Genomic DNA, 23,741 nt, shown 5'->3' with positions numbered 1-23,741 from the left:
TGGAAAGACGGGGCACCATACAACGGTGCTGAGGAGGCAGGATACGGAAAAATGACACAGCATCAACCACTGACAGCCCTTGGCCTGATGAGCGGGACCTCACTCGATGGTATTGACGCGGCGGTGATAGAAAGCGACGGCGAACGCCTGCTGCAATTCGGGGCCGTGGCAAGCGTGCCCTATGATCCTGATTTCCGCCAGCGCTTACGCGATTGCCTGGGCCAGGATGCTGACGCACCGGGGGTTGCCGATGTCGCAACCGAGCTGACCTTGCGTCATGTGGAGGTCGTGGGTCGGCTGCTTGATGATAATGGATTGTCACCTGAAGATATTGACCTGATCGGCTTTCATGGTCACACCACCGTGCACCGGCCCGATCAGCGCCTAACCGTGCAGATTGGCGACCCGGCATTGCTGGCGGCGAAAACCGGAATCAACGTGGTTGGTGATTTCAGGTTAAATGATGTCGCCAAAGGCGGGCAGGGTGCACCCTTCGCTTCGCTCTATCATCTGGCCATGACCAGTGAGCTGGAAAAACCGCTGGCCGTACTAAATGTTGGCGGCGTTGCCAATGTCACCTGGATTGGACAAGGCGGCAGTGCGGAAAATCCTGAAATTCTTGCCTTCGATACCGGTCCCGGCAATGCCCTGATTGATGACTGGGTGCGCGAGGCCATTGGCCGACCCATGGACGAAGGCGGCAGATTGGCCCGTGGCGGCACCCTTGACCAGGATGTCTTGTTGGCTTTGCTCCATAACCCGTACTTTGCTAAAACGCCGCCAAAATCTCTTGACCGGGACGATTTTGCCGACGCCATACAAAGTGTTTCAGGCTTATCGGCGGAGGACGGGGCGGCCACCTTGAGCGCCTTTAGCGTTGCAGCAATTGTCCACGGCCAGGAGCATTTTCCCGAACCGGCGAAACGCTGGCTGGTCTGCGGCGGCGGTCGCCTGAATGGAACCCTGATGGAATTAATGACCCGCTCCTTGGGAACCCCGGTTGACCCAATCGAGGCCGTTGATTTGAATGGCGATGCCCTTGAGGCACAGGCCTTCGCCTTCCTCGCCATTCGTTCTTTTTACGGGATGCCGTTAAGTCTTCCGGGAACAACAGGAGCCCCGCGACCCTTAAATGGTGGAATCTTGTATGAGAGCTGAACTTAAGCGGCTTTTTCCGAAAACGCTTTATCGATATAATTGCCGACAAGCTTGTTCATGACGTCCATTTTGGTCGAGAAGAAATGATCGGCACCGGGAACGGTTTCGTAATCGATGACGATGTTCTTCTGACTCGATAGCTTCTGGGCCAATTTGTCGACAGCTTCCCTGGGGACCACTTCATCCTTGTCGCCGTGGATGATCTGACCGGAAGCCGGGCAGGGGGCAAGGAAGGTGAAGTCATAAGCATCCGCAGGTGGGGCCAGGGAAATAAAGCCACCGATTTCCGGACGCCGCATCATCAACTGCATGGCGATCCAGGCGCCGAACGAGAATCCGGCAATCCAACAGGTCTGGGCGTTGGGATTATGTGTCTGCATCCAGTCCAGGGCTGATGCCGCGTCGCTCATTTCACCGATACCACTGTCAAATTGTCCCTGCGAGCGTCCGACGCCGCGGAAATTAAAGCGGAGAACCGAAAAACCTCGTTTGACGAAGGTTTGATACAAGGCATAAGTCACCTTGTTGTTCATGGTGCCACCATGCAAAGGGTGGGGATGAAGGACGAGAGCAATGGGGCCGCCCGGCTTTTTTGCGTGCTGATAACGGCCTTCGAGGCGACCTTCGGGACCGTTGAAAATAACTTCAGGCATGGTGCTGTCTGACTCTTGAAAAGGTTGAAGCAGGGGTGAAAGCGGCTAAATCAATATCCATATTAGGGTTGCAAAGGCCGCGGAAAATATAAATTTAAGGCAAATACTTGACTGTGGAAGTCGGGTATATTATATTGCACTCATGTTAGGGCTGTAAAATGGTTGGGTGCCTTTGGTGCACGTTTGGCAACGTCTCCAGACTGAATCGCTGCCACAGATATAAAGATAAACTGATGATTTTCAAGAGATTTAAAGAAGATATCGATGCCTTTTTGGCTCGTGATCCTGCGGCCCAATCCAGAATAGAGGTCGCCCTTTGCTATCCGGGCTACCACGCCTTGCTGTTTTATCGCCTGACAAATATGTTGTGGCGCAACAACTGGCGGCTATTGGCGCGGTTTATTTCTTCAATCGGCAAGCTTTTGACGATGATCGAAATTCATCCCGGCGTGGCTATTGGCCGTCGCTTCGTGATCGACCATGGCAGCGGAATTGTCATCGGCGAGACATCCATTATTGGTGATGACGTGACCCTGTACCAGGGTGTCACCCTGGGCGGCGTGTCGCCGTCCATCGAATCACACGCTCAAGTCAATCAGAAGCGCCACCCAACCCTTGCCAACGATGTGATTATTGGTTCCGGCGCCCAGGTTCTGGGCCCCATTACCATTGGCGAAGGCGCTCGTGTTGGCGCCAACGCGGTTGTCCACAAGGATATCCCTGCCGGAGTCACCGCTGTTGGTATTCCGGCTCGTGTCGTCATGCCCCGCGACAAGACCAAGGCTAAAGAATTTGTCGCATACGGCGAGCCGGTTGAAGGATGCCCGGATCCGGTGCTGCGCACGATCGAGGATTTACGCCAACAGGTAACCACGCTCATGACACATATCGAAGAAATGGAAACTCGTCTGGATGGGGAACAAGCAGACGACAAGATGAGCAAAAGCAACGCGGCCAGGGCTTCCGGGGGGAAGTCTTGAGCGCTTTTTAACGACGAGGAGAGAGAACGTGAAACTAAGCACAAAAGGACGCTACGCCGTTATGGCCATGGTCGATCTGGCAAGTTGTTCAGCAGAAAAGGGTAAGGCGGTTTCCCTGGCTGATATTGCTGAACGTCAGGAGATTTCGCTTTCATATCTGGAGCAGTTGTTCGGAAAATTGCGCCGTTGCGGGTTGGTCAAGAGTGTCCGTGGCCCCGGCGGTGGTTATCTGCTTGCCCGATCTTATGAAGACCTGAGGGTATCGGATATCATTACTGCCGTTGACGAAACCGTTTCGGCGACTCGTTGTGAACCGGGTTCAGCCGAAGGTTGTCTGCACGATAAAAGCCGTTGTCTGACCCATGACCTTTGGCAGGAGCTAACAAATCAGATCACCCTTTATCTGAATTCTGTTTCCCTTGCCGATGTTTGCGAGCGTCGGGTTCTTGGAACAAGCGGATTACATTTGGCACCGCACAAGGACGACGAGACGTCCATTGCTGCAGCCCAGTAATTATTTTAAGCGTTGAGGACAGCGGGCTAACATGAGCGATTACGTCTATCTGGATCATAATGCGACGACGCTGGCACGGCCCGAAGCTGTTCGGGCGGTTACGTCTGTGCTGGCCGCTGTTGGTAATCCTTCGTCCGTGCATGGGCCGGGCCGGGCGGCCCGAAAGACAATGGAGCAGGCCCGTAGCGACGTTGCCGCACTGCTAAACGCCGAACCTGCCGATGTGATCTTTACCAGTGGCGGCACCGAAGCCAACAACCTCGCCTTGGAAGGATCAGCCCGGACCCGGCGATTGATTTCCGCCGTTGAGCACCCTTCCGTTCTGGCTGGCGGTGGAGAGATTATTCCGGTTGATGAAAATGGCATCGTCGATCTTGATCGCCTTGAAGAACGCCTGTTGGCCGATAATACCCCGGCCCTTGTTTCTGTGATGCTGGCCAATAACGAAACCGGCGTTATTGCACCCGTTAAGGATGTTGTCGCTATTGCCCATCGACACCGGGCGCTGGTCCACTGTGACGCCATACAGGCAGCCGGAAAAATCGCCGTAGATGTGGTCGATCTGGGCGTCGACATGATGACCATATCGGCCCATAAGATTGGCGGTCCCTCAGGTGCCGGGGCGTTGATTGTGCCCGGCATTGGAACCATGACAGGGGCCGAGATTAGCGGTATGCAATTTGGCGGTGGACAGGAACGTGGTTACCGGGTCGGCACTGAAAATCTGGTTGGTATTGCAGGCCTTGGCGCCGCCGCCGCCGCCGCCCGTGCGGGACTTCAGGACTTTGCCCGGCTGGCTGACTTGCGCGATGCTATTGAGCAAGGCGTCAGGAATATTGAACCCCGGGCGACAATTATGGGTGAAGGTGTTGAGCGGCTTCCCAATACGACGTGTCTGACCATGCCCGGCGTCGATAGCCAGACCCAGGTTATGGCCTTTGATCTGGCCGGTGTTGGGATCAGCGCCGGTTCGGCCTGTTCTTCAGGCAAAACCAAGGCGTCCGGTGTCCTGAAGGCAATGAGCATGTCTGACGAGGTCGCAGGCTGTGCGGTTCGGGTATCACTGGGCTGGTCGAGCACAGCCGATGATGTGACAACTTTTCTGGCCGCCTGGAACGATTTGTATGATCGTCAGGCGAAACATGAAATTTCCAGCCCGGCGGCCTGAATAGGCCCTTGGCGAAGGCGTAAACAATACCTATCTAAGCGTTGAACATTTAAGAATTGAAGCAGGAAAAAGATAAAATTATGAGCACGACAAAAGGCCACTGGAGTAAAGACGCACCCTTGTATCTGGATTATCAGGCGACGACGCCGACCGATCCCAGGGTGGTCGAAAAAATGCTGCCGTTTTTCTCTGAACGTTTTGGCAATCCCCATTCCAGAACCCATCATTATGGCTGGGACGCCGAAGATGTGGTTGAGGAAGCGCGGGCTCAAGTTGCCTCGCTGATCGGTGCGACACCTAAGGAAATTATTTTCACATCCGGTGCTACCGAATCCAACAATCTGGCCTTGAAGGGCGTCGGTCAATTCTACAAGGATCGAAAAAATCACATCATCACCTGTGTTACCGAACACAAGTGTGTGCTCGATACCTGCCGCCATCTCGAACAGGATGGCTTCGACATCACCTATCTGCCGGTTCAGGAAAACGGTTTGATCGAGCTTGATAAACTGGCCGAGGCGATCACCGATAAAACCCTGATGGTTTCGATCATGGCGGTCAATAACGAAATCGGTGTTATCCAGCCCATTAAGGAAATCGGCGCGCTGTGTCGCGAGAATGGTGTTTTCTTCCACACTGACGCGGCGCAGGGTGCCGGTAAAATTCCCCTTGATGTGGACGACATGAACATCGACCTGATGAGCATTTCCGGTCACAAACTCTATGGTCCCATGGGCATCGGTGTGCTTTACGTCCGCCGCCGTCCCCGGGTTCGGGTTGTCGCCATGATTAATGGTGGTGGTCAGGAACGCGGGATGCGTTCGGGGACCCTGCCGACACCGCTATGTGTCGGTATTGGTGAAGCCTGCGCCCTTGCCGAAAAGGAAATGGGGGCAGAGGCCGAACGCCTGAAAATGTTGCGTGACCGCTTCCATGCCGGCATCAATGACCGGCTCAGCGAAGTCTATCTGAACGGCGATCTTGAACACCGGATTCCTGGCAACCTGAACCTCAGTTTTGCTTATGTGGAAGGCGAGGGCCTGATGATGGGCGTCAATGACCTGGCTGTTTCCAGCGGTTCGGCCTGCACATCGGCTTCCCTTGAACCATCCTACGTATTGCGCGCCCTGGGCGTGGAGGAAGAGCTCGCCCATACGTCACTGCGGATCGGCCTTGGTCGTTTCACCACCGAAGAGGAAGTCGATTACGCGGTCGAAAAGATTGCTACGGAAGTCACACGCCTGCGCGAAATGAGCCCGCTTTGGGACATGGCCCAGGAAGGTATCGATTTAAAGTCCATTGAATGGGCTGATCACTGAATTAATTGATGATTGCCGGGTATTTCCTCAGGCAAGCGAACGGAGAAGACAAAATGGCTTATAGCGACAAGTTGCTTGATCACTACGAAAATCCTCGCAATGTCGGGATTCTTGATAAAGACGACACCGGCGTCGGCACCGGTCTTGTCGGCGCACCGGCGTGCGGCGATGTCATGAAGTTGCAGATCAAGGTCGATGAAGACGGCATCATTGAAGATGCCAAGTTCAAGACTTTCGGCTGTGGTTCGGCAATCGCTTCAAGCTCGCTTGTGACCGAGTGGGTCAAAGGTAAAACCCTTGATGAAGCGGCCGAAATCAAGAACACTGACATTGCCCATGAACTGGCCTTGCCGCCGGTCAAGGTGCATTGCTCTGTTTTGGCCGAAGATGCGATCAAGGCTGCGATCACGGATTACAGGTCAAAGAAAGAATCCACAAGCGAAGCCGCCGAATAAGGTGTCTTTGAATTGAAGATGGAGAATCCCGAGAGATGAATGAACGTCCGGCAATGATGACGGTTAGCGACGCTGCTGCAAAACAGGTCCAGGCTCTGCTTGATGGACGCGGCAAGCCGTCCACAGGCATCCGCATCGGGGTTCGCACCAAAGGCTGTTCAGGCATGTCCTATACTCTTGAATTCGCCGACGAGAAGGGGCCGTTCGATGAAATCCTTGAAGACAAGGGTGTGACCATTCTGATCGACCCGAAGGCGACCATGTTTATTATTGGTACCGAAATGGACTACGTCGAAGACAAACTGGAATCCGGCTTTGTGTTCTCAAACCCCAACGAAAAGGGTCGCTGCGGTTGCGGTGAATCCTTCCACGTATAAAATCGTCATGACGTTATAATAAATGGGACCGTTTCTGCCAATCAGGGACGGTCCCAAGTTGTATTAAAGGAAACGGCAATACCCATGGATGGCCCTGACAGCACTGCTGAAAAAGCTTCCGCAGACGAAGCCGGCGTCATTGCCTGCTGGTCGTGCAAGGGCCCTGTAACGCAGGTCATTCCTTTATGCGAGACTTGCGGGGCGGTGCAGCCACCGGGGCAAATCGACCATTTCCAGCGCCTCGGCCTGGCGGTTTCCTTTGATGTCAATGTTGCCGATCTTGATCAGCTTTATTTTGATCTTCAGCGCCACCTTCACCCGGACCGCTTCGCCACCCGCAGCCCTCAGGAAAAGGCCATAAGCCAGCTTCAGGCAACAGCCATCAACGACGCCTATGAAACTCTGAAAGAGCCGCTGAAAAGGGCCGATTATCTGGTTCACCTGCGTGGCATAGGGGTGCTGCCCGAAGGCTGCAATCTGGTCAACGATCAGGCTTTATTGATGGAAACCATGGAACTGCGCGAAGCCCTGGCAGAAGCCGAAACCACGGACCAGGTCGATGTTCTGTCAAACCGCGCCCAGGACGACATCAAGGTCTGTATCGAGCAGCTTTCCAAACTGTTCAAAGATGATGATATCGAAGGTGCGTGTAAATTAACGACACGGCTGAAGTATTTACAAAAGCTGTCCGAAGAAACCCGCATCCACAGAATGAAGTTGATCTAAGCGTTATGGCGACCTTGCTGCAAATTCACGAACCCGGCGCAACACCGGCACCCCACGCTGGTGATGAACGGCTGGCCGTTGGTATTGACCTTGGGACCACAAATTCCGTCGTCGCCATCAGTTCAGAGGGCAAGCCCGAAGTCCTGCGTGACGATGATGGCAAGGCCCTGGTGCCGTCCGTCGTGGCCTACGCACCTGACGGTTCTGCAATCGTTGGCGGCATGGCGCGCAATTTGCTGCTCGATCGGCCTGAATGTGTCGTCGGTTCCATTAAAAGATTGATGGGCCGCGGTGTTGAAGATGTCAAATCCCTGGCTGGGGTGCTGCCCTTCGATATCGATCCGCAACCCGAAGGTGAAACCGGCATGGTTCGCCTGAACGTCGCCGGACATAAACTGACGCCAGTGAAAATTTCTGCCGATATCCTCAGCGCTCTGAAAGAACGGGCTGAAGAACATTTGGGCCATATCGTCGATCAGGCCGTGATCACGGTACCTGCCTATTTTGATGATGCCGCCCGCAGCGCTACCAAGGACGCCGCCCGGCTGGCCGGAATTGAAGTCCTGCGGCTGGTCAATGAACCGACCGCCGCTGCCCTGGCATATGGCCTGGATATGGAGGCAGAAGGTGTTTACGCCGTATACGACCTGGGCGGCGGAACCTTTGATATTTCTATCCTGCGCATGGAAAAAGGCGTCTTTCAGGTACTCGCCACCGGCGGCGACGCGGCTTTGGGTGGTGATGATTTTGATCACGCCATCGCCGAACATTTTATTGGCGAGCGCACCGGTGATAAGGAACTGACCGGTAGCGATGTTAAGATGGCGCTGATGACGGCCAGGCTGGCCAAGGAATGCCTGAGCGACGCCCAAAGCGGCGAGTGGGTGCTGGATATTGATGGTGTCCAGTCCAAACATTTTTTTGATCGCGCCACCTTCGACGGGTTGGTCGAAGATTTGGTCACCCACACCCAGGACATTTGCAAATCGGTGATGGAAGACGCCAATGTCACCCCGGAACAGGTCAAGGGCGTGGTCCTGGTTGGCGGCTCGACGCGGGTACCACTGGTCCGCAAGAAGGTCGCCGCCTTGTTTGCCAAGGAACCCTTGGCCGACATCGACCCGGACGAGGTTGTCGCCATCGGCGCGGCCTTGCAGGCCGAAGCCCTGACAGTTGGATCGGACACCTTGTTGCTCGATGTCACACCGCTCAGTCTGGGGCTCGAAACCATGGGTGGGCTGGTCGAAAAGGTGATCCCCCGAAACACCCCGATCCCGGTCGCCAAGGCTCAGGAATTCACTACTTACATGGATGGTCAAAGTGCGATGGCGGTTCACGTGGTTCAGGGTGATCGGGAAATGGTTGACCAAAACCGGTCCCTCGCGCGTTTCGATTTACACGGCATTCCGCCGATGACGGCGGGGGCTGCCCGTATAAGGGTGACTTTCGCGGTCGATGCCGACGGTTTGTTGACCGTAACGGCCGGTGAAGAAACCACCGGTATCGAGGCGGAAGTCGCCGTCAAGCCATCCTACGGCCTCAGCGAAGAGGAAATGGCGGATATGCTGTACGACAGCATGAAAAACGCCAAGGATGACATGGAAGCCCGTCTGCTTGCCGAAACCAAGGTTGAAGCCGGGCGTAATCTCAATGCCGTATCAGCGGCCCTTTCCAATGACGGGCATTTGCTTAGCGATGATGAATTCAATGCCATCAAGGCCGTCGTTCAAAGCCTTGAGGAAGCCTCAAAGGGCGATCAGCGCGATACCATCACAGCAGCGGCCGAACAGTTGGAAGAGGCGACCAAAGCATTTGCCGAAAAGCGCATGGACCGGGGTATCCGTTCGGCCCTGCGCGGTGTTGAAATTGACGCCCTTGATGAACAGGCCTCTAAAGGTTAAAAGGCCCGATATATTTCGTTTATTTGATTTTCAGGAGAACCACTCGATGCCCAAAATTACCTTCGTCGCGGGCGACGGAACAAAAAAAGAAGTCGATGCCCCGAACGGTTTGTCGGTGCTTGAAGTAGCCCACAAGAACGACATTGATCTTGAAGGCGCCTGTGAAGGCTCGCTGGCCTGTTCGACCTGTCATGTCATTGTCGACCAGGAATGGTTCGACAAACTGGGTGAGGCTTCGGAAGAAGAAGAAGACATGCTCGACCTGGCCTTTGGCCTGACCCATACCTCGAGACTTGGCTGCCAGATCAAGATGACCGACGAACTTGACGGTCTCAGTGTTACCCTGCCTGCGGCAACCCGAAACATGCTGGTGGATTAAGCTTTATGAAGTGGGTCGACGTTCACGATATCGCCATCGAACTTGAAGACGCCCACCCGGATGTCGATGTGGTTAACTTGCGCTTTACGGATTTGTGGAAATGGGTGCAGGCGCTGCCCGGTTTTGACGATGATCCGGAAAAATCCAATGAGAAAACGCTGGAGGCCATTCAGATGGCCTGGCTGGATGAGCGTGACTGATGAAAGCTGTTGTCATCCCGGTTACCGCTTTCGATCAGAACTGCACCTTGTTGTGGTGTACGCAAACCATGCTGGGGGCGTTTGTTGATCCTGGCGGCGATATTGAGCAGCTCATCAGTGTTGCCGAAGAAAACAACGTCACCATTGAGAAAATCCTGATCACCCATGGCCATCTCGATCACGCTGGCGGTGCTGCGGAGTTGGCCGAACGCCTGTCTGTGCCCATCGAAGGGCCGCACAAGGATGATGATTTCTGGATCCAGCAACTGCCCGAACAAACCCTGCAGTTTGGCTTTCCCGAAGGGCGCGCTTTCACCCCCGAACGCTGGCTTGAAAACGCCGATAAAGTCAGTGTTGGAAAGGTCAGCTTCGATGTCATCCATTGCCCGGGCCACACACCGGGCCACGTTGTTTTTTATCAACCCGATCAGCATCTGGCACTGGTTGGGGATGTGCTGTTTCAGGGTTCCATCGGGCGCACCGATTTCCCCCGCGGCAATCATCAGGACCTGCTCGATTCTATCACCGGCCGCCTGTGGCCGCTGGGCGATGATGTCACCTTCATCCCCGGCCACGGCCAAGCCTCAACCTTCGGGGCCGAGCGCAAGACAAACCCGTTTGTCGGCGATGATGTGATTTAAGCTGCCGCGGTTGCAGGTTCTCTAATTCCTTATGCCGACTTATATGGTTAGAGTAGGTTGCTTGTGAAGGAGCTTTTTAATGAGCGCCACCCGTAAACTCGTGACCATATTCTATGCCGACGTGGCTGGTTACAGCCGCCTGACCGGCATGGATGAAGAAGGCACTCACCGCCGGGTTATGGAGTTGTTGGACGGTGTCACGCAAAACATTGGCGCGTCCGGCGGCACCGTGTTGCGTTATGCCGGCGACGCCGTTTTGGCTACCTTCCCCAGTGTTGTGCAGGCAATTGACAGTTCAGCGAGCATTCAGACAAAACTTGCCGGGGAAAATTCTGGTTTACCCGACGGTGAACAGGTGCAAATTCGCATCGGTATTAATCTCGGTGATGTGATCGAAGACCGCGGCGAGGTCTACGGGGACGGGGTCAATCTTGCCGCACGCCTGGAATCGGCTGCCGTACCGGGGGGCATTTGTATCTCGGCTGCCGTACACGACCAGATTGACGGAAAGGTCGGCATCGATTTTCAGGACGGCGGCGATAGCAATTTCAAAAATATCGCACGACCTATTCGTGTCTGGCATTGGCCTGCGAGCCCTGAAGATTTAGACGTTGCCAATAGTGACTCTGTGCCGGGTGAGACAAAGCAGCCATCAATCGCCATCCTGCCATTTACCAACATGAGTGACGACCCCGATCAGGAATACTTTTCAGACGGCCTGACAGAGGACATTATCACGGCTCTTTCGCAATGGCGCTCGATTCCGGTGATTGCCCGAAATTCGGTTTTTACTTACAAGGTCTCACCGGTTCCGGCCCAGCAAGTCGCAGAAGATTTAGGCGTTCAATACGTCATGGAAGGAAGTGTTCGCAAGGCTGGTAATCGGCTACGGATCACCGCCCAGCTTATCGACGCCAATAGCGGCCATCACGTTTGGGCAGAAAAATTTGACCGGCAACTGGAAGATATTTTTGACGTTCAGGATGAAATTACCAATCACATCGCCGCCATCATTGTCCCGGAACTGGAATCTTTTGAAAACAGGCGTTCGACCAACAAGCCGACCGAAGACCTGAATGCCTGGGATCATTATCTTCGTGGCATGGCGATATTCAATGATGAAACGTGCGCGGGAACCGCTGCGGCGATGAAGATGTTCCAGTCCGCGCTCGATATTGACCCCAACTACTCTGATGCCTGGGCCCGTCTTAGTTGGTGTTACGCCAAGGAAGTGATGTTCGATTGCAATGATGATCCGCAAACTTCCCTGCGTAACGGCTTTGAAGCGGGGCGTCGGGCGGTCTCGCTGGATAGCGCTTCGGCATTGGCTCATCTCGCCCTCGGAACGGTCCATATATGGGCGGAGGAAACTGAATTGGGTCTGTCTGAGGCCTTGCAAGCGGTGGAGTTGAACCCCAATTTTGCCCACGCGGTCATGGCTGCGGGAAATCGTCTTGATCTTGTCGGCCGGACGGAAGAAGGCATTGGGCTTATGGAAAAAGCATTGATCTTGAACCCACGTGATCCAATCCGCTGGCGTTATATGGCCTATCTGTCGCGAGCCTATATCTCTGTGGAACAGTATCAGCGTGCCGCCGATTGGTGTCAAAAGCCGGTTGCCTTACGTCCTGACTTGCCAGAACCCCTGTATCGGCACGCCATCTGCCTGGCCCATCTTGACCAAATTGAGGAAGCGCGCGAGATGCTCAAAAAGTGCTCTGCCATTGACGCACGCTACGTCAGCAGTAAGTCAAACTGGCAACCCTATCCGGACGAGCAGCGCAATCAGCATATTCTGGATGGTCTGCTCCGCCACGGGCTTGTCAGTTAGGCTTGTTTTTATTGATAACTTCCGCTGCAACACGAGCGGCGGTTCCCGACGGCAGGGACTTCAGTGCGTGGAAGGTCACGGCGAAGGCGATGTGGACGAATATTAACGCCGGGGTCGCTTCGGCCAATCCCTCGTGAAGGTCATCATCCATACCAATATCATGGGCAAACCAGCCCGAAAGAGCGGCCAGGGTAATGAGCACCAGCAGGGCCGCCGCCATCCAGTTATTAATCAAACGCTGAACGGCGCGAATACCTGAAGGAGCCTGTCCTGCGGGCGGCAGGCTGAGTGTCGGCAAGGCCAGTGGAGAGCCTTTTGGCGCTCCCAGGCCGACAAGCAGACGAATGCCCAACGCCAGCAGAACCATGACACCGGAAAAAACGTGCATGGCGTAACTGCCTTCGCCGGTGACGTAAGCGACCAGAAAGGCGCCGGACAACAACCCGTGCCATCCCATCAGGAATGACAGTTCGGTCTTGCTTGGTTTCCTGCCGGGGGGAGGATTAATCGTCATCATCGTCATCGTGGTGGTGATCATCATCATCATCATCATCATCGTCGTCGTTGTCGCCATATCCGTATGAGCTATAGGACGTGGACTGGAAGCCCAGCGACGAGCCGTTATTGATCAGCGCATAGGCCGCCGCGCCGCAGTTGATCACGACGGCGAAAATCAGGGTCATCAGGGCAGTTCTTGTAATCATGGCGGAACTCCTGCCTTTTCAAACGATGGCCAATTTTACAGGATTTGCCTGAACCGTAAGTGAACGAAGCATTGTACGGGGGTATAAAACGCCTATAGTTCCTGTCGTGATCGTACCAAGGAACACCTGACAGAAAATCAAATGACAACGATCAATATTCAGTTCACCCTATTTTCGGCATTTTATTCGCCGCTGATCTCGACCATGTCCGGCGGCTTTTTGCAGGCAGAAGGATTGCAGCCTGAGTGGTCAGTCGCAAAACCCGGTGTTTCGGCAATCACCGCCCTTGAGGACGGTTCTGCGCATGTTGTTCAATCTGCTTTAAGCCAGGGTTTTGGACCGCTATCAAAAGGCGAAACGCCAGATACCACGCATTTTGCCCAAGTTAACGAGATGGATGGTTTTTTCATTACCGCCCGCCAGCCCGATCCTGATTTCACCTGGGACAAGCTTGAAGGTTCAGACGCGGTTTTGTTTGGCGGTGGTCAGCCGCTTGCCATGTTCAGGTACGCTTGCCACAAGGCCGGTATCGACTATGACAAGATCAACGCCATCAACCCCGGCGGGGCCGCAGATATAGATGAGGCTTTTCGCGAGGGGAAAGGGCAATACGTGCAACAGCAGGGGCCTTTCCCGCAGCAACTGGAAGCCGATGGTATCGGTCATATCGTGGCGCAAGTTGGCAAGCAAATCGGCCCGTGTGGATTTTCCAGTCTGGCGGCAAACCGGGATTGGCTGGAAACAGATATGGCGGCGTCTTTCATTCGGGCCTACAGGAAAACCCGGGCCTACATGAACGAAACTCCGGCGATAGAGATCGCACGTGCCGAAAAACCTTACTTCCCGGCAATAGACGAGGCAGCGCTGGCTGATTGTATCACCACCTACCAGCAACTTGGCTGCTGGAGTTCGCACGTGGAGATCACGCCCGAGGCGTTCGAGGCGACTCTCGATATTTTTCAGTACAACGGCCTGATCAAAGAACGCTATGCCTATGATCAGGTTTGTACGCTACCACCCAAAGATTTATGAGACGCCGAGTTCTTTTCGCAGCAATGCCGCACCGGCCCCCAATGCCTTGAGCTTACCTTCGGCGACTGCGCGTGGCAGTGGCGCCATGCCGCAATTTGTGCAGGCAATGATCCGTTCCGGGTCAACATATTCCATAGCCGCGCGCAAGGTGGCGGCGACCTTTTCAGGGGTCTCAATGGTCTCGCTGGCGACATCAATGGCGCCGACAAGGACTTCCTTATCCTTTAGTAAAGCAAGCACCGACATCGGCACCTTTGAATCAGCGCATTCCAGTGAGACCTGATCAATGCGGCTGTCATTGAGGGCCGGGAAGAACTCTTCGTACTGTCGCCACTCATCGCCGAGTCCTTCCTTCCATTCGATATTTTCCTGAATGCCGTAACCATAACAAATGTGGACGGCGGTTTTGCAGGAAAGCCCATCAATGGCCCTGTGCAGGGTATCGACACCCCAGACCGGAACCTGATCCATAAACGCGTTGAAAGCCGGTTCATCGAATTGAATGACGTCAACGCCTAGGGCTTCAAGTTCCAGGGCTTCTTCGTTCAATAGAGCAGCAAAGGCCATCGCCATTTCAGGGCGGTTGCCGTAATGGCCATCGGCAATGGTGTCGCAAATGGTCATCGGTCCGGGCAGGGTGAATTTGAGTTTATTGCCGGTGTGTTTGCGGCAGAACTTGGCACCTTCCCCATGCACGGATTTCTTGCGACTGGCGGCGGATGTGACTGTCGGAACCTGGGCGTCATAACGATCATCGCGGATGCCCATGGTGGTCATACGTTGCCAGTCGATGCCGTCAATGTGCTCCAGAAAGCCATGGACGAAATGTTTGCGGAATTGCTCACCGTCACTAACGATATCAATACCGGCATCTTCCTGAAGTTTTATCCAGGCCAAGGCGGCGTCCTGCTGGCCTTCAATCAGTTCCTCGTCCTGCAGACGCCATGGGGCCCACAGTTTCTCCGGTTCGGCCAACCAGGCCGGTTTGGGAAGGCTGCCCGCCACTGTCGTTGTTATCATCTGAATGATCCTTTGTCGGCTCGCTTGGGTTTTTGCCCATTGTACGGGCAGCGGAAACACCTATATTCCCTCACATGAATACTGAGATCAATACTTTGGGGCTCAACAAGGCACCGGCAGAAACCCGTGTTGTCGTCGCCATGTCCGGCGGTGTCGACAGTTCGGTGACCGCCGCCATGCTTAAAGAGCAAGGTTATGACGTTATCGGCGTTACCTTGCAGTTGTACGATCATGGTGAAGCGATTTCCAGGCCCGGCACCTGTTGCGCCGGACGCGATATCACCGATGCCCGCAATGTCGCTGACGCCATCGGTATTCCCCATTACGTGCTCGATTTTGAAAACCTGTTCAGGGAAGCTGTGATCGAGGATTTTGCCGATAGTTACCTGCGCGGGGAAACGCCGGTTCCCTGCGTGCGCTGTAACGAGACAGTCAAGTTTACGGACTTGATGGCCAAGGCCAAAGACCTGGACGCTGACCTGCTGGTGACCGGTCATTATGTGCGCAGGATTTTGGGTCCGGGCGGGGCGGAACTTCACGCCGGGCGTGATCCGGGCCGTGATCAGAGCTATTTCATGTTCTCAATGACCCCGGAGCAGCTTGATTTCCTGCGCTTTCCGCTGGGTGCCATGGACAAGGACGAAACCCGCGAACTGGCCCATCATTACGGGTTGCCCGTGGCCAGCAAGCCGGACAGTCAGGATATCTGCTTCGTGCCGGAAGGAAAGTATCAGGACGTGGTCAGGAAGTTACGACCGGACGCCCTGATCCCGGGCGAGATTGTTGATCTGGACGGCAATGTGTTGGGAAATCATTCAGGAATTATCAATTACACCATCGGGCAGCGCCGCGGGCTTGATGTTTCCGCCCCCGAACCGCTTTACGTGTTGCGGCTTGAGCCGAAGACGGCGCGCGTCGTTGTTGGGCCAAAGGATGCATTGAAACGGCGCAGCCTGATGATCCAGAACCTGAACTGGTTGGGGCCTCAGGATATTCCGCCAGATGGTGTTCAGCTTCGGGTCAAATTGCGTTCAACCCAGCCACCCCTTGCCGCCACGGTGCGAACGGCTGGGGCGGGCAGGGCAGAAGTGACCCTGGATGATCCCCAGGGCGCTGTAGCGCCGGGTCAGGCCTGTGTTTTCTATGATGGGGAGCGGGTGTTGGGCGGTGGTTGGATCATGCGCGACGATGCCGCCTGATTATTGCGCCGCGACCTCAGCGGTTTCTTTATCTTCATCCGCGTGTTCAAGCACTTCGCGGGCGTGCTCGGTTTCCTGCTGACGCGCCCACATGCTGGCATATTGGCCGTTCTTGGCCAAAAGTTGGGCGTGGTTGCCACGTTCACTGATCCGCCCCGCTTCCAGAACGATGATTTCATCGACGTCGATGACGGTCGACAGCCGGTGGGCGATCATCAGGGTGGTGCGACCGCTTGAAACCTGTTTCAGGGACTCTTGAATTTCTTTTTCCGTGTGCGAGTCCAAAGACGAGGTCGCCTCGTCAAACAGGAAGATGCCCGGACGTTTGAGAATGGTCCGGGCGATGGCGACGCGCTGTTTCTCACCGCCTGATAACTTTAGCCCGCGCTCGCCGACGGCGGTCTGGTAGCCTTCGGGAAGGGCGCTGATAAAGTCGTGGATGGCGGCCAGTTTCGCCGCTTCCTCGATCTCTTCACGGCTTGCACCGGGGCGACCGTAAGCGATGTTGTAATAGATGGTGTCATTAAACAGCACCGTATCCTGCGGCACGATACCGATAGCGGCGCGCCAGCTGGCCTGGGTAACGGTGCGGGTATCCTGTCCGTCAATCAGCACAGCCCCTTCGCTGGCGTCATAAAAGCGGAACAACAACCGCGATATGGTGGATTTTCCGGCCCCGCTGGGGCCGACGATGGCAACGCTTTTCCCGGCTGGAACTGTGAACGAGACATTCTTCAGGATCGGCCTTTCCGGGGTGTAGGAGAACGAGACATCGCGGAATTCCACTTCCGCACCCTTGATCGACAAGGCAGGAGCCCCCGGTGGGTCGGTGACTTCTGCCGCTTCATCCAGCAACGCGAACATCTGTTCCATATCGATCAGGGAATGTTTGATCTCGCGGTAGCTCGAGCCAAGGAAACTTAAAGGTATGTACAACTGCAACAGGTAGGTGTTGACGAGAACGAAATCGCCAACCGTCATGGTTCCGTCCGTTACGCCGTGACCGGCCATAATCATAATGATGGTGGCGCCAGTGGCAATGATGGCGCCCTGTCCGGTGTTTAGTATGGACAGCGTCGTTTTTGCTGTCACCGCAGCACTTTCGTAGGATTCCATGGCCTGATCAAAACGGTGGGCTTCATGTTCCTCGTTGCCGAAGTATTTAACGGTCTCATAGTTGATCAGGCTGTCGATGGCCTTGGTGTGGGCTTCGGAGTCCGAATCATTCATGGTCCGGCGGAATTTGATCCGCCATTCGGTGATGATCAGCGTCCAAACCACATAACCGGCAATGGTGGCGGCGGTGACGAAGGCGAACCACTGATCAAACAGGCCCCACAGCAAGCCCAGAACCATCAGGATTTCGACCATGGTCGGCACGATGTTGAACAGCATCATACGCAGCACGTACTCGATACCTTTGGTGCCGCGCTCGATAGCCCTGCTTAGTCCACCGGTACGACGATCAAGATGAAAGCGCAAAGCCAGATCATGAATATGGCGGAAAGTTTTGACACCGGCTTTACGGATGGCGCGCTCGGCAACTTTGGCAAAAACCGCACCTTGCAATTCTTTAAAGGCCAGCGATAACACCCGCGCCACACCGTAAGCGATGAGCAGGCCAACAGGGACGGCAATGATGATCGTTTCGGTACTGATGTCTTTACCGGGCACCGGGGCGGTTAAGGCATCAACGGCGTATTTCAGGATCACCGGGACGGCGACTGTGGTGACTTTTGCAAGCGCCAGCAGGATCAACGAGACGATAACACGAACACGCAAAGCAAATGCATCCCTTGGCCACAAATAGGGCAGCAGGGAACGGATGGTGTCGAAATCGCCGGAGGCTTCCCCCCGGTCGGGATTGTTGTCAGGTCTGCGCATGGTCACTCATCAAAACGGTCAATCCCACGGCCCCAGGCCGCAGGTCTGTTCTATATAGGGATTGGTTCGGCTGACCGCTACTGCGGTTGGCTCAGAAACCTTCAACCTGAAGGCGCTTGCGTTCAAGTTTGCGGGCGCGGCTGACCGCTTCGGCCTTTTTTCTTGCCCTGACCTCAGAAGGTTTTTCATAGGAACGACGGCGCTTCATTTCGCGCCAGATACCCTCACGCTGCATTTTTTTCTTCAACGCCTTCAATGCCTGATCGACGTTATTATCACGTACGCTTACATACAAATGACTTCTCACTGCCTGATATGGCGCCAAATTTTTGCGCCGAAGGGAAATATCATAGTCATTTAACGCTCGGCTGACAAATCCGGCCTGAAACAAATGCCGTTTACGATTTGTTGAGAAAGCTTTGTTAGCCTTCAAAGTAGAAAATAGGGTTCCATTTTTTAAGGTTTAATCGTCATGCGGTATCAAGTCAAATATGTCGAGAAAATTAAATCCTGGGCCGTTGTCGACAGTAAGGTCGGGGACAGGGTTTTAGCTTTGCACGACCAGAAAAAAAGTGCTGATGACGCCGCCTGGTATGAGGAAGAACGCTGGTACAAGTGTACTCCCATTCAAAATGGCGAAGCGGCTTAGGGGGAAGATTTTTTCAAAAATGGATGAGCGAAATGCCGGCGAAGAACTTTCTAATGCCGAAGTCTATGAAATGGCTGATACACTGTTACGCCGACATGGCAAAGACGCGGTTATGGTTGCCTCTTTACAGGCCGAAGGAAAATTAAGTAGCGGCGATATGAAAGGTTACAGAACGTGGAAGCGCCTGATTATGCTTGTTGATGGAATGTTGGAAGGATCGCCGCCCGAACGTGCACATCTGCACTAAGGAAATATTGGACGCTTAGTTGATTGAGTGGCTAGGATATTACATGGATTCGATAAATGGCTGAAGAAGACGAAATGGATATGGCCGCCGCAATGGCCGATATGTCTGACGGCACGGCCGACGACGACGTGGAAACTGTCGGCGCCGTTTACGGAATTTCGGTTGATGTGACGGCTGTTCTTGGAACGGCTTTAATGCCGATTAGCCAGATCCTCAAACTTGGTCGTGGCGCGGTTGTCGAATTGGAGCGTCTTGTCGGCGAAGAAATTGAACTGGTTGCCGAAGAAAACATCATTGCCAAGGGCGAAGTTATTGTTATCGAAGACCGCCTGGGCGTCAGTATTACAAAAATTGTGAAACGCCTGTAGAAAGCATGACCATGAAATCCAATAGTGAAATTTGGCGCTGCGCCAGCCTTCTTGTGGATCAGTACGGTGAAATGGCTTTGAACGGAGCCGCCATCAAGGCCGATCAACTGGCTAACGAAGGTGATCAGGAAGGCCGCTTTATCTGGCTTAAGGTTACCCGCGCTGTCGAAGAGCTGTTATCTGATGAGGTTCCCGAAGGTACCAGCGTTCATTGACCTTCAAAAATCCTGAAAAACGATGTCTGTAGGACAGGGGCTTCTCCTTGCCTATTTGAAAATTGGCACCGTGGCCTTCACCATCATGGCGGTCTTGTGGTTGATTATCAGGGCGATTGAAAAAAGAGGCCGTGAAAAGTCCGGCAAAGAGTGAGCCCTACTCTTTAAGATTTGCCAACCATTCCCTGGCCCGCTCGGACTGGATGTCCTTGTCGATATCCGAAACGGATTTATCAAGAATTTCCATCAGGGCCGGCGCTTTCTTGTACTTGTTGCCCTGCGCCAGCAAATTCCAGAAATAGGCTTCGCCATCATCGGCGGGAACCTCTTTGCCCTGATGATAAATTTGCGCCATGGCGTATTGCGCACCGGCGTAATTTAAATTGGCCGATTGTTCAATCAGGCCAAGGGCTTTTGCCATTTCAGCTTTTGTCTTGGCTTCTCTCCTGGAAAGATCACCAAAGCTGTACAGGCCGACGGGATCATTCTGGGCGGCGGATTTGCTATACCAGTTGCGAGATACCGCAAGGTCGACTTCTACGCCAAGTCCCTTGCGGTACAGGTGGCCAAGGGCATTTTGGGCTTTCTCATTGCCTTCAATGGCAAGCGGCAGCCAGATATCACGGGCGGTTTTGAAATCACCCGCCCTGTAGGCGTTAACGCCTTGACCGAATGGGGTAACTTTTAATTTTTTATCTGCAGATTTTGTTGACTTTGATTTTATTTCAACCCCGGTTTCTTTTGACAGGCAGCGATTGATATCAACCCGTTGGGCCAGCTTGCCGATGTAATCTGAAAGTTGCATACCCTTGATGGTAACGCCGGTGCTGGGAATTTTTATGCCCTTTCCCTGACCGTATATGGTTCTGACAGTCGCAAGCTGGCGGCTCCATTTATCCAGATAGCCAGCCCAGTCACCGCCATGTTTCTGGTTGACATAACCTCTGACACCTTCATGGCTCAATGAACCCCACCACGATACCTGGGGATAACCGGGACATTCGGCCTCCGCTTGTGAGGTCAGAAGGGGAAGCATCAAAATGGACGAAAAAAGAATGATAAGGCGTGAAGACATGAGTATCCCCGGTATCGATTCTCTTGGATTGGAAAAACACGAATACCATACCACCATCCTCTCCTTACGTGAAGATGACAAGACGGCGCCTCAACTTATTGTGAGCACGATACTGTAACTTTTATTAGGCATCAGAAGACGCCGAAACCTATTCCCACTCAATGGTGCCGGGTGGCTTCGATGTAATGTCGTAGGTGACCCGGTTGATGCCCTTGACCTCGTTGATGATGCGGTTGGACATCTGGGCCAGGAATTCCATATCAAAATGATAAAAATCGGCGGTCATGCCGTCGGTTGAGGTGACGGCGCGGATGGCGCACACATAGTCGTAGGTGCGGGCGTCGCCCATGACGCCGACTGTCTGGACCGGCAACAGCACGGCGAAGGCCTGCCAGATGGCGTCATACAGGCCGGCGTTGCGAATCGCATCAAGGTAGACGGCGTCCGCATTGCGCAGGATTTCTAGTTTCTCGCGGGTTACCCCGCCGGGCAGGCGAATGGCAAGGCCCGGCCCGGGGAATGGATGGCGGCCGACAAAGTTTTCGGGCAGGCCGAGTTCGCGACCGAGCTTTCGGACCTCGTCCTTGAACAGTTCCCGCAACGGTTCGACCAGATCCATGTTCATCCGTTCGGGCAAGCCGCCGACGTTGTGGTGTGATTTAATGGTCACCGATGGTCCGCCGGTGAAGGACACGGATTCGATGACATCCGGGTACAAGGTTCCCTGGGCCAGGAAGTCGGCGCCGCCAATCTTGTCCGCTTCCTCTTCAAAAACGTCAATAAAGGTTGCGCCGATAATCTTGCGCTTCTTTTCCGGGTCCGGCTCGCCCTCCAGCTTACTGATAAACAGTTCGGAGGCGTCACGATGAACCAGCGGAATATTGTAATGCTCGCGGAACATATTGACGACTTCTTCGGCTTCGCCTTTGCGCATAAAGCCGGTATCGACAAAGACACACTGCAATTGATCGCCGATGGCTTCGTGCAGAAGCACCGCGACAACTGATGAATCGACACCACCTGAAAGCCCGCAGATCACTTTGCCGTCGCCCACTTGCGCCCGAACCTTGGCAATTTCCTGTTCCTTGAACCCGGCCATGGACCAATCCCCGGCGCACCTGCAAATCCGGTGGGTGAAGTTTTCAAGCAGTTTTGCGCCGTGCGGGGTGTGGACGACTTCGGGGTGATACATCAGGCCATAAAAGCGCCTCTCGTCATCGGCAATGGTGGCAAACGGCGCCCCGTCAGATGTGGCAACGGTGCGAAAGCCCGGAGGCGGCGCGTCAATACGGTCGCCGTGGCTCATCCACACCTGTTCTGTGGAACCAACATCCCAGACGCCGTGGAATAGTTCGCAATCGTCCGTTACGTCCACGAAAGCGCGACCAAATTCCCGGTGGTCCGAAGACACAACCTCGCCGCCCAGTGCTTCTGCCATGGCCATTTGACCATAACAAATACCCAGAACAGGCAGACCCATATCGAACAGGCCATCAGGGGCGCGTGGTGTGTCGATGCTGGTTAGCGAAGCAGGGCCGCCTGACAGGATGATCCCTTTGGGGTCAAAAGCCTTGATGGTCTCGACGGTGACGTTGTTAAAGGGATGAACCTCGGAATAAACACCGGATTCGCGGACCCGTCTGGCGATCAACTGGGTCACCTGGGAGCCGAAATCGATAATCAGAATACGTTCGCTCATAGCGTAACATTCTCGGCGTGGAATGAGATACCGTCTTCACTTAAAAGACCAAGCCATCGTTTCGCTTCTGCCGGGTCGCGGGTGGCCGCCTGGACGCCTGGTTGCAAGCGGCCATCCAGCACAGCGCCAATGGCCACTTGTGCGGTCAGCGACACTGTTCGGGCCATTGCGGTTTGCCAACCGGATCCAGTTTCATCCAGGCTGAGTGACGCTTTCCAGGACTCACCATCGGCGGTTTGACTGGTCAGCGAAACGTACAGGATGACCCGGTCTTTCTCGTCAGGCCCGTAGGCGTATTCGCTCCAAAGCTGTTCGCTTAAGGCCTTAAGGTCATCACTGCTTCCGGTTTCCACCGTTTTGAAAATATCGGCCCAAGCAGCTTTCCAGCCGGGTAATCGCAGGGTGCCGCGAACGAAAAGCTGTAAATCGGCGACGTCCGCCAGCCCGTATTCTTCAATGTAGCCAATGCTGTCGCGGTTTGGATAAACCTCGAATGTTTCTCCCAGGACATTTATTTCTTCGACGCTGGTCCAGGCTTTCTCAACTGTGAATTCCTGCCCGTTCCTTATTGAACGAGACTGGTTGCCCAGGGCCGTCACAACCCCCAATGGGGCCCAACTGAATTTGTAACGGAAATCGTTGGCGACAGCGGGAACGCCGCCGCAATGGGATTCGAACGAGACACTGTGGCCGTCGCCCAACATGCCGGCCCGCCTTGCCTCATCAACCAGAATTTGTGCAAACAAATGATCAATGCCGGGGTCGACGCCAACTTCGTTGAGGACGACAAGTCCTTTGGCTTTAGCCTCTACATCCAGAGCCTGCATTTCCGGGCTCAGGTAACTGGTGGTAACCATATGGGCGTCGGCTTGCAGACTTAATTGCGCGACCTGGGTATGAAAAGCGCCGGGCAGCATGGAGATGACGACATCCCCCGGCTGGACGATTTCAGCCAATCGATCAAAGTCCAGGGCCTCGACGCTGAGCCCTTCACTGGAGCCGATGGTTTTAACCAGCGCCTGCGCCTTTTCCACAGTCCGGTTCCACAGAACGACATTGCCGCGGCGACGGGCAAGGGCGGCGATACCGGGTCCGGATGACAGACCGGCACCAAGCCAATGAATACATGGTTTAGAATCCATTATTATTTATCCTCTGTAAAACGTGGTCGTTCGGTGTGGAAAGGTATACCTGAAATTGTTTATATATACTCCGACTCATTGAGAAAGCGAAAAGTTCTTGCAAGACTCATTCGAAAGGATTCTTGTTGTCGGCATGATTCGCGCGAGATTTTTGAACACGACGGAACGGGCAGAGCTAACCGCGTTGGCACGGAGCGGCTTGGTC

Annotated in this window: 28 protein-coding genes; 19 read left to right on the top strand and 9 right to left on the bottom strand. The window is 54.4% G+C overall.

Features of this window, described 5'->3' with window-relative positions; genetic code table 11:
• Positions 1 to 51: 51 nt before the first annotated feature.
• A complete protein-coding gene (locus HOL66_13660; protein MBT5245278.1) occupies positions 52 to 1,158 on the top strand; it encodes an anhydro-N-acetylmuramic acid kinase in 1,107 nt (368 codons plus the stop codon).
• 2 nt (positions 1,159 to 1,160) lie between these two features.
• Here HOL66_13660 and HOL66_13655 read toward each other — a convergent pair whose 3' ends face one another.
• Positions 1,161 to 1,811 (bottom strand): alpha/beta hydrolase, encoded by a 651-nt coding sequence (locus HOL66_13655; GenBank protein MBT5245277.1) that lies wholly within the window; start codon positions 1,809 to 1,811, stop codon positions 1,161 to 1,163.
• A 233-nt stretch (positions 1,812 to 2,044) separates the two neighbouring features.
• Here HOL66_13655 and cysE point away from each other — a divergent pair, with 233 nt between their 5' ends.
• From cysE to HOL66_13595, 12 genes are all read left to right on the top strand, one after another.
• Positions 2,045 to 2,791, top strand: coding sequence for a serine O-acetyltransferase (gene cysE / locus HOL66_13650; GenBank protein MBT5245276.1), 747 nt, complete (start codon positions 2,045 to 2,047; stop codon positions 2,789 to 2,791).
• Positions 2,792 to 2,819: 28 nt separating this feature from the next.
• Entirely contained in the window at positions 2,820 to 3,305 is a 486-nt protein-coding gene (locus HOL66_13645; protein ID MBT5245275.1) for an Rrf2 family transcriptional regulator, read from the top strand.
• A gap of 31 nt (positions 3,306 to 3,336) precedes the next feature.
• Positions 3,337 to 4,473, top strand: a complete 1,137-nt coding sequence (locus HOL66_13640) for a cysteine desulfurase (GenBank protein MBT5245274.1) — start codon at positions 3,337 to 3,339, stop codon at positions 4,471 to 4,473.
• A gap of 80 nt (positions 4,474 to 4,553) precedes the next feature.
• Complete coding sequence (locus tag HOL66_13635) at positions 4,554 to 5,792, top strand: IscS subfamily cysteine desulfurase (GenBank protein MBT5245273.1); 1,239 nt, start codon at positions 4,554 to 4,556, stop codon at positions 5,790 to 5,792.
• Between the two features lie 53 nt (positions 5,793 to 5,845).
• Positions 5,846 to 6,247 carry a Fe-S cluster assembly scaffold IscU gene (gene iscU, locus HOL66_13630; protein MBT5245272.1) on the top strand — a complete coding sequence of 134 codons (402 nt, stop codon included), beginning with the start codon at positions 5,846 to 5,848 and terminating at the stop codon, positions 6,245 to 6,247.
• A gap of 35 nt (positions 6,248 to 6,282) precedes the next feature.
• Entirely contained in the window at positions 6,283 to 6,624 is a 342-nt protein-coding gene (locus HOL66_13625) for an iron-sulfur cluster assembly accessory protein (protein ID MBT5245271.1), read from the top strand.
• A gap of 84 nt (positions 6,625 to 6,708) precedes the next feature.
• The gene (gene hscB / locus HOL66_13620; protein MBT5245270.1) at positions 6,709 to 7,350 is read left to right on the top strand and encodes a Fe-S protein assembly co-chaperone HscB; all 642 of its coding nucleotides are present in this window, start codon (positions 6,709 to 6,711) and stop codon (positions 7,348 to 7,350) included.
• A gap of 5 nt (positions 7,351 to 7,355) precedes the next feature.
• Complete coding sequence (gene hscA / locus HOL66_13615; protein MBT5245269.1) at positions 7,356 to 9,251, top strand: Fe-S protein assembly chaperone HscA; 1,896 nt, start codon at positions 7,356 to 7,358, stop codon at positions 9,249 to 9,251.
• 46 nt (positions 9,252 to 9,297) lie between these two features.
• Positions 9,298 to 9,630 carry a 2Fe-2S iron-sulfur cluster binding domain-containing protein gene (locus HOL66_13610; protein ID MBT5245268.1) on the top strand — a complete coding sequence of 111 codons (333 nt, stop codon included), beginning with the start codon at positions 9,298 to 9,300 and terminating at the stop codon, positions 9,628 to 9,630.
• Positions 9,631 to 9,635: 5 nt separating this feature from the next.
• On the top strand, positions 9,636 to 9,830 hold the full coding sequence (iscX, locus tag HOL66_13605; GenBank protein ID MBT5245267.1) for a Fe-S cluster assembly protein IscX: 195 nt from the start codon (positions 9,636 to 9,638) through the stop codon (positions 9,828 to 9,830).
• Positions 9,830 to 10,471 carry an MBL fold metallo-hydrolase gene (locus HOL66_13600; protein MBT5245266.1) on the top strand — a complete coding sequence of 214 codons (642 nt, stop codon included), beginning with the start codon at positions 9,830 to 9,832 and terminating at the stop codon, positions 10,469 to 10,471. Before iscX ends, HOL66_13600 begins: the two co-directional genes overlap by 1 nt.
• A gap of 79 nt (positions 10,472 to 10,550) precedes the next feature.
• The gene (locus HOL66_13595) at positions 10,551 to 12,302 is read left to right on the top strand and encodes an adenylate/guanylate cyclase domain-containing protein (GenBank protein ID MBT5245265.1); all 1,752 of its coding nucleotides are present in this window, start codon (positions 10,551 to 10,553) and stop codon (positions 12,300 to 12,302) included.
• On the opposite strand, the gene HOL66_13590 is transcribed toward HOL66_13595, so the two are convergent.
• On the bottom strand, positions 12,295 to 12,876 hold the full coding sequence (locus HOL66_13590; protein ID MBT5245264.1) for a hypothetical protein: 582 nt from the start codon (positions 12,874 to 12,876) through the stop codon (positions 12,295 to 12,297). The genes HOL66_13595 and HOL66_13590 overlap by 8 nt on opposite strands.
• The gene (locus tag HOL66_13585) at positions 12,806 to 13,006 is read right to left on the bottom strand and encodes a hypothetical protein (GenBank protein ID MBT5245263.1); all 201 of its coding nucleotides are present in this window, start codon (positions 13,004 to 13,006) and stop codon (positions 12,806 to 12,808) included. The genes HOL66_13590 and HOL66_13585 overlap by 71 nt, the downstream gene beginning before the upstream one ends.
• Before the next feature lie 141 nt (positions 13,007 to 13,147).
• Here HOL66_13585 and HOL66_13580 point away from each other — a divergent pair, with 141 nt between their 5' ends.
• Positions 13,148 to 14,038 carry an ABC transporter substrate-binding protein gene (locus HOL66_13580; protein MBT5245262.1) on the top strand — a complete coding sequence of 297 codons (891 nt, stop codon included), beginning with the start codon at positions 13,148 to 13,150 and terminating at the stop codon, positions 14,036 to 14,038.
• On the opposite strand, the gene HOL66_13575 is transcribed toward HOL66_13580, so the two are convergent.
• Positions 14,033 to 15,067: a methionine synthase gene (locus HOL66_13575; GenBank protein ID MBT5245261.1), complete on the bottom strand. Its 1,035-nt coding sequence runs from the start codon at positions 15,065 to 15,067 to the stop codon at positions 14,033 to 14,035. The two genes, HOL66_13580 and HOL66_13575, sit on opposite strands and share 6 nt — an antisense overlap.
• A 65-nt stretch (positions 15,068 to 15,132) precedes the next feature.
• On the opposite strand from HOL66_13575, the gene mnmA reads away from it, so the two are divergent.
• Positions 15,133 to 16,257 carry a tRNA 2-thiouridine(34) synthase MnmA gene (mnmA, locus tag HOL66_13570; protein MBT5245260.1) on the top strand — a complete coding sequence of 375 codons (1,125 nt, stop codon included), beginning with the start codon at positions 15,133 to 15,135 and terminating at the stop codon, positions 16,255 to 16,257.
• On the opposite strand, the gene HOL66_13565 is transcribed toward mnmA, so the two are convergent.
• On the bottom strand, positions 16,258 to 18,141 hold the full coding sequence (locus HOL66_13565; GenBank protein MBT5245259.1) for an ABC transporter ATP-binding protein/permease: 1,884 nt from the start codon (positions 18,139 to 18,141) through the stop codon (positions 16,258 to 16,260).
• Between the two features lie 91 nt (positions 18,142 to 18,232).
• Positions 18,233 to 18,436, bottom strand: a complete 204-nt coding sequence (locus HOL66_13560) for a 30S ribosomal protein S21 (protein MBT5245258.1) — start codon at positions 18,434 to 18,436, stop codon at positions 18,233 to 18,235.
• Between the two features lie 177 nt (positions 18,437 to 18,613).
• Between HOL66_13560 and HOL66_13555 the strand changes: the two genes are divergently transcribed.
• From HOL66_13555 to HOL66_13540, 4 genes are all read left to right on the top strand, one after another.
• The gene (locus HOL66_13555) at positions 18,614 to 18,790 is read left to right on the top strand and encodes a hypothetical protein (protein MBT5245257.1); all 177 of its coding nucleotides are present in this window, start codon (positions 18,614 to 18,616) and stop codon (positions 18,788 to 18,790) included.
• A 19-nt stretch (positions 18,791 to 18,809) separates the two neighbouring features.
• Positions 18,810 to 19,037 carry a hypothetical protein gene (locus HOL66_13550; GenBank protein MBT5245256.1) on the top strand — a complete coding sequence of 76 codons (228 nt, stop codon included), beginning with the start codon at positions 18,810 to 18,812 and terminating at the stop codon, positions 19,035 to 19,037.
• Positions 19,038 to 19,111: 74 nt separating this feature from the next.
• On the top strand, positions 19,112 to 19,405 hold the full coding sequence (locus HOL66_13545; protein MBT5245255.1) for a flagellar motor switch protein FliN: 294 nt from the start codon (positions 19,112 to 19,114) through the stop codon (positions 19,403 to 19,405).
• Between the two features lie 11 nt (positions 19,406 to 19,416).
• Entirely contained in the window at positions 19,417 to 19,620 is a 204-nt protein-coding gene (locus HOL66_13540) for a hypothetical protein (protein ID MBT5245254.1), read from the top strand.
• Positions 19,621 to 19,777: 157 nt separating this feature from the next.
• Here HOL66_13540 and HOL66_13535 read toward each other — a convergent pair whose 3' ends face one another.
• From HOL66_13535 to HOL66_13525, 3 genes are all read right to left on the bottom strand, one after another.
• Positions 19,778 to 20,695: a sel1 repeat family protein gene (locus tag HOL66_13535; GenBank protein MBT5245253.1), complete on the bottom strand. Its 918-nt coding sequence runs from the start codon at positions 20,693 to 20,695 to the stop codon at positions 19,778 to 19,780.
• Between the two features lie 148 nt (positions 20,696 to 20,843).
• Positions 20,844 to 22,394 carry a glutamine-hydrolyzing GMP synthase gene (gene guaA / locus HOL66_13530; protein ID MBT5245252.1) on the bottom strand — a complete coding sequence of 517 codons (1,551 nt, stop codon included), beginning with the start codon at positions 22,392 to 22,394 and terminating at the stop codon, positions 20,844 to 20,846.
• The gene (locus HOL66_13525; protein ID MBT5245251.1) at positions 22,391 to 23,536 is read right to left on the bottom strand and encodes a saccharopine dehydrogenase; all 1,146 of its coding nucleotides are present in this window, start codon (positions 23,534 to 23,536) and stop codon (positions 22,391 to 22,393) included. The genes guaA and HOL66_13525 overlap by 4 nt, the downstream gene beginning before the upstream one ends.
• Positions 23,537 to 23,741: the final 205 nt, after the last annotated feature.

It is taken from the genome of Rhodospirillaceae bacterium (genome assembly GCA_018662005.1).
Classification (GTDB): domain Bacteria; phylum Pseudomonadota; class Alphaproteobacteria; order Rhodospirillales; family JABHCV01; genus JACNJU01.
This window is presented reverse-complemented; position numbering and strand designations above follow the sequence as displayed.

Bases quoted from the DNA above. Each gene is read 5' to 3' on its own strand.
- HOL66_13660 (MBT5245278.1), top strand. From the start codon at position 52: ATGACACAGCATCAACCACTGACAGCCCTTGGCCTGATGAGCGGGACC.
- HOL66_13655 (MBT5245277.1), bottom strand. From the start codon at position 1,811: ATGCCTGAAGTTATTTTCAACGGTCCCGAAGGTCGCCTCGAAGGCCGT.
- cysE (MBT5245276.1), top strand. From the start codon at position 2,045: ATGATTTTCAAGAGATTTAAAGAAGATATCGATGCCTTTTTGGCTCGT.
- HOL66_13640 (MBT5245274.1), top strand. From the start codon at position 3,337: ATGAGCGATTACGTCTATCTGGATCATAATGCGACGACGCTGGCACGG.
- HOL66_13635 (MBT5245273.1), top strand. From the start codon at position 4,554: ATGAGCACGACAAAAGGCCACTGGAGTAAAGACGCACCCTTGTATCTG.
- iscU (MBT5245272.1), top strand. From the start codon at position 5,846: ATGGCTTATAGCGACAAGTTGCTTGATCACTACGAAAATCCTCGCAAT.
- HOL66_13625 (MBT5245271.1), top strand. From the start codon at position 6,283: ATGAATGAACGTCCGGCAATGATGACGGTTAGCGACGCTGCTGCAAAA.
- hscB (MBT5245270.1), top strand. From the start codon at position 6,709: ATGGATGGCCCTGACAGCACTGCTGAAAAAGCTTCCGCAGACGAAGCC.
- hscA (MBT5245269.1), top strand. From the start codon at position 7,356: ATGGCGACCTTGCTGCAAATTCACGAACCCGGCGCAACACCGGCACCC.
- HOL66_13610 (MBT5245268.1), top strand. From the start codon at position 9,298: ATGCCCAAAATTACCTTCGTCGCGGGCGACGGAACAAAAAAAGAAGTC.
- iscX (MBT5245267.1), top strand. From the start codon at position 9,636: ATGAAGTGGGTCGACGTTCACGATATCGCCATCGAACTTGAAGACGCC.
- HOL66_13600 (MBT5245266.1), top strand. From the start codon at position 9,830: ATGAAAGCTGTTGTCATCCCGGTTACCGCTTTCGATCAGAACTGCACC.
- HOL66_13595 (MBT5245265.1), top strand. From the start codon at position 10,551: ATGAGCGCCACCCGTAAACTCGTGACCATATTCTATGCCGACGTGGCT.
- HOL66_13590 (MBT5245264.1), bottom strand. From the start codon at position 12,876: ATGGCGACAACGACGACGATGATGATGATGATGATGATGATCACCACC.
- HOL66_13585 (MBT5245263.1), bottom strand. From the start codon at position 13,006: ATGATTACAAGAACTGCCCTGATGACCCTGATTTTCGCCGTCGTGATC.
- HOL66_13580 (MBT5245262.1), top strand. From the start codon at position 13,148: ATGACAACGATCAATATTCAGTTCACCCTATTTTCGGCATTTTATTCG.
- mnmA (MBT5245260.1), top strand. From the start codon at position 15,133: ATGAATACTGAGATCAATACTTTGGGGCTCAACAAGGCACCGGCAGAA.
- HOL66_13565 (MBT5245259.1), bottom strand. From the start codon at position 18,141: ATGCGCAGACCTGACAACAATCCCGACCGGGGGGAAGCCTCCGGCGAT.
- HOL66_13555 (MBT5245257.1), top strand. From the start codon at position 18,614: ATGCGGTATCAAGTCAAATATGTCGAGAAAATTAAATCCTGGGCCGTT.
- HOL66_13550 (MBT5245256.1), top strand. From the start codon at position 18,810: ATGGATGAGCGAAATGCCGGCGAAGAACTTTCTAATGCCGAAGTCTAT.
- HOL66_13545 (MBT5245255.1), top strand. From the start codon at position 19,112: ATGGATATGGCCGCCGCAATGGCCGATATGTCTGACGGCACGGCCGAC.
- HOL66_13540 (MBT5245254.1), top strand. From the start codon at position 19,417: ATGAAATCCAATAGTGAAATTTGGCGCTGCGCCAGCCTTCTTGTGGAT.
- HOL66_13535 (MBT5245253.1), bottom strand. From the start codon at position 20,695: ATGTCTTCACGCCTTATCATTCTTTTTTCGTCCATTTTGATGCTTCCC.
- guaA (MBT5245252.1), bottom strand. From the start codon at position 22,394: ATGAGCGAACGTATTCTGATTATCGATTTCGGCTCCCAGGTGACCCAG.
- HOL66_13525 (MBT5245251.1), bottom strand. From the start codon at position 23,536: ATGGATTCTAAACCATGTATTCATTGGCTTGGTGCCGGTCTGTCATCC.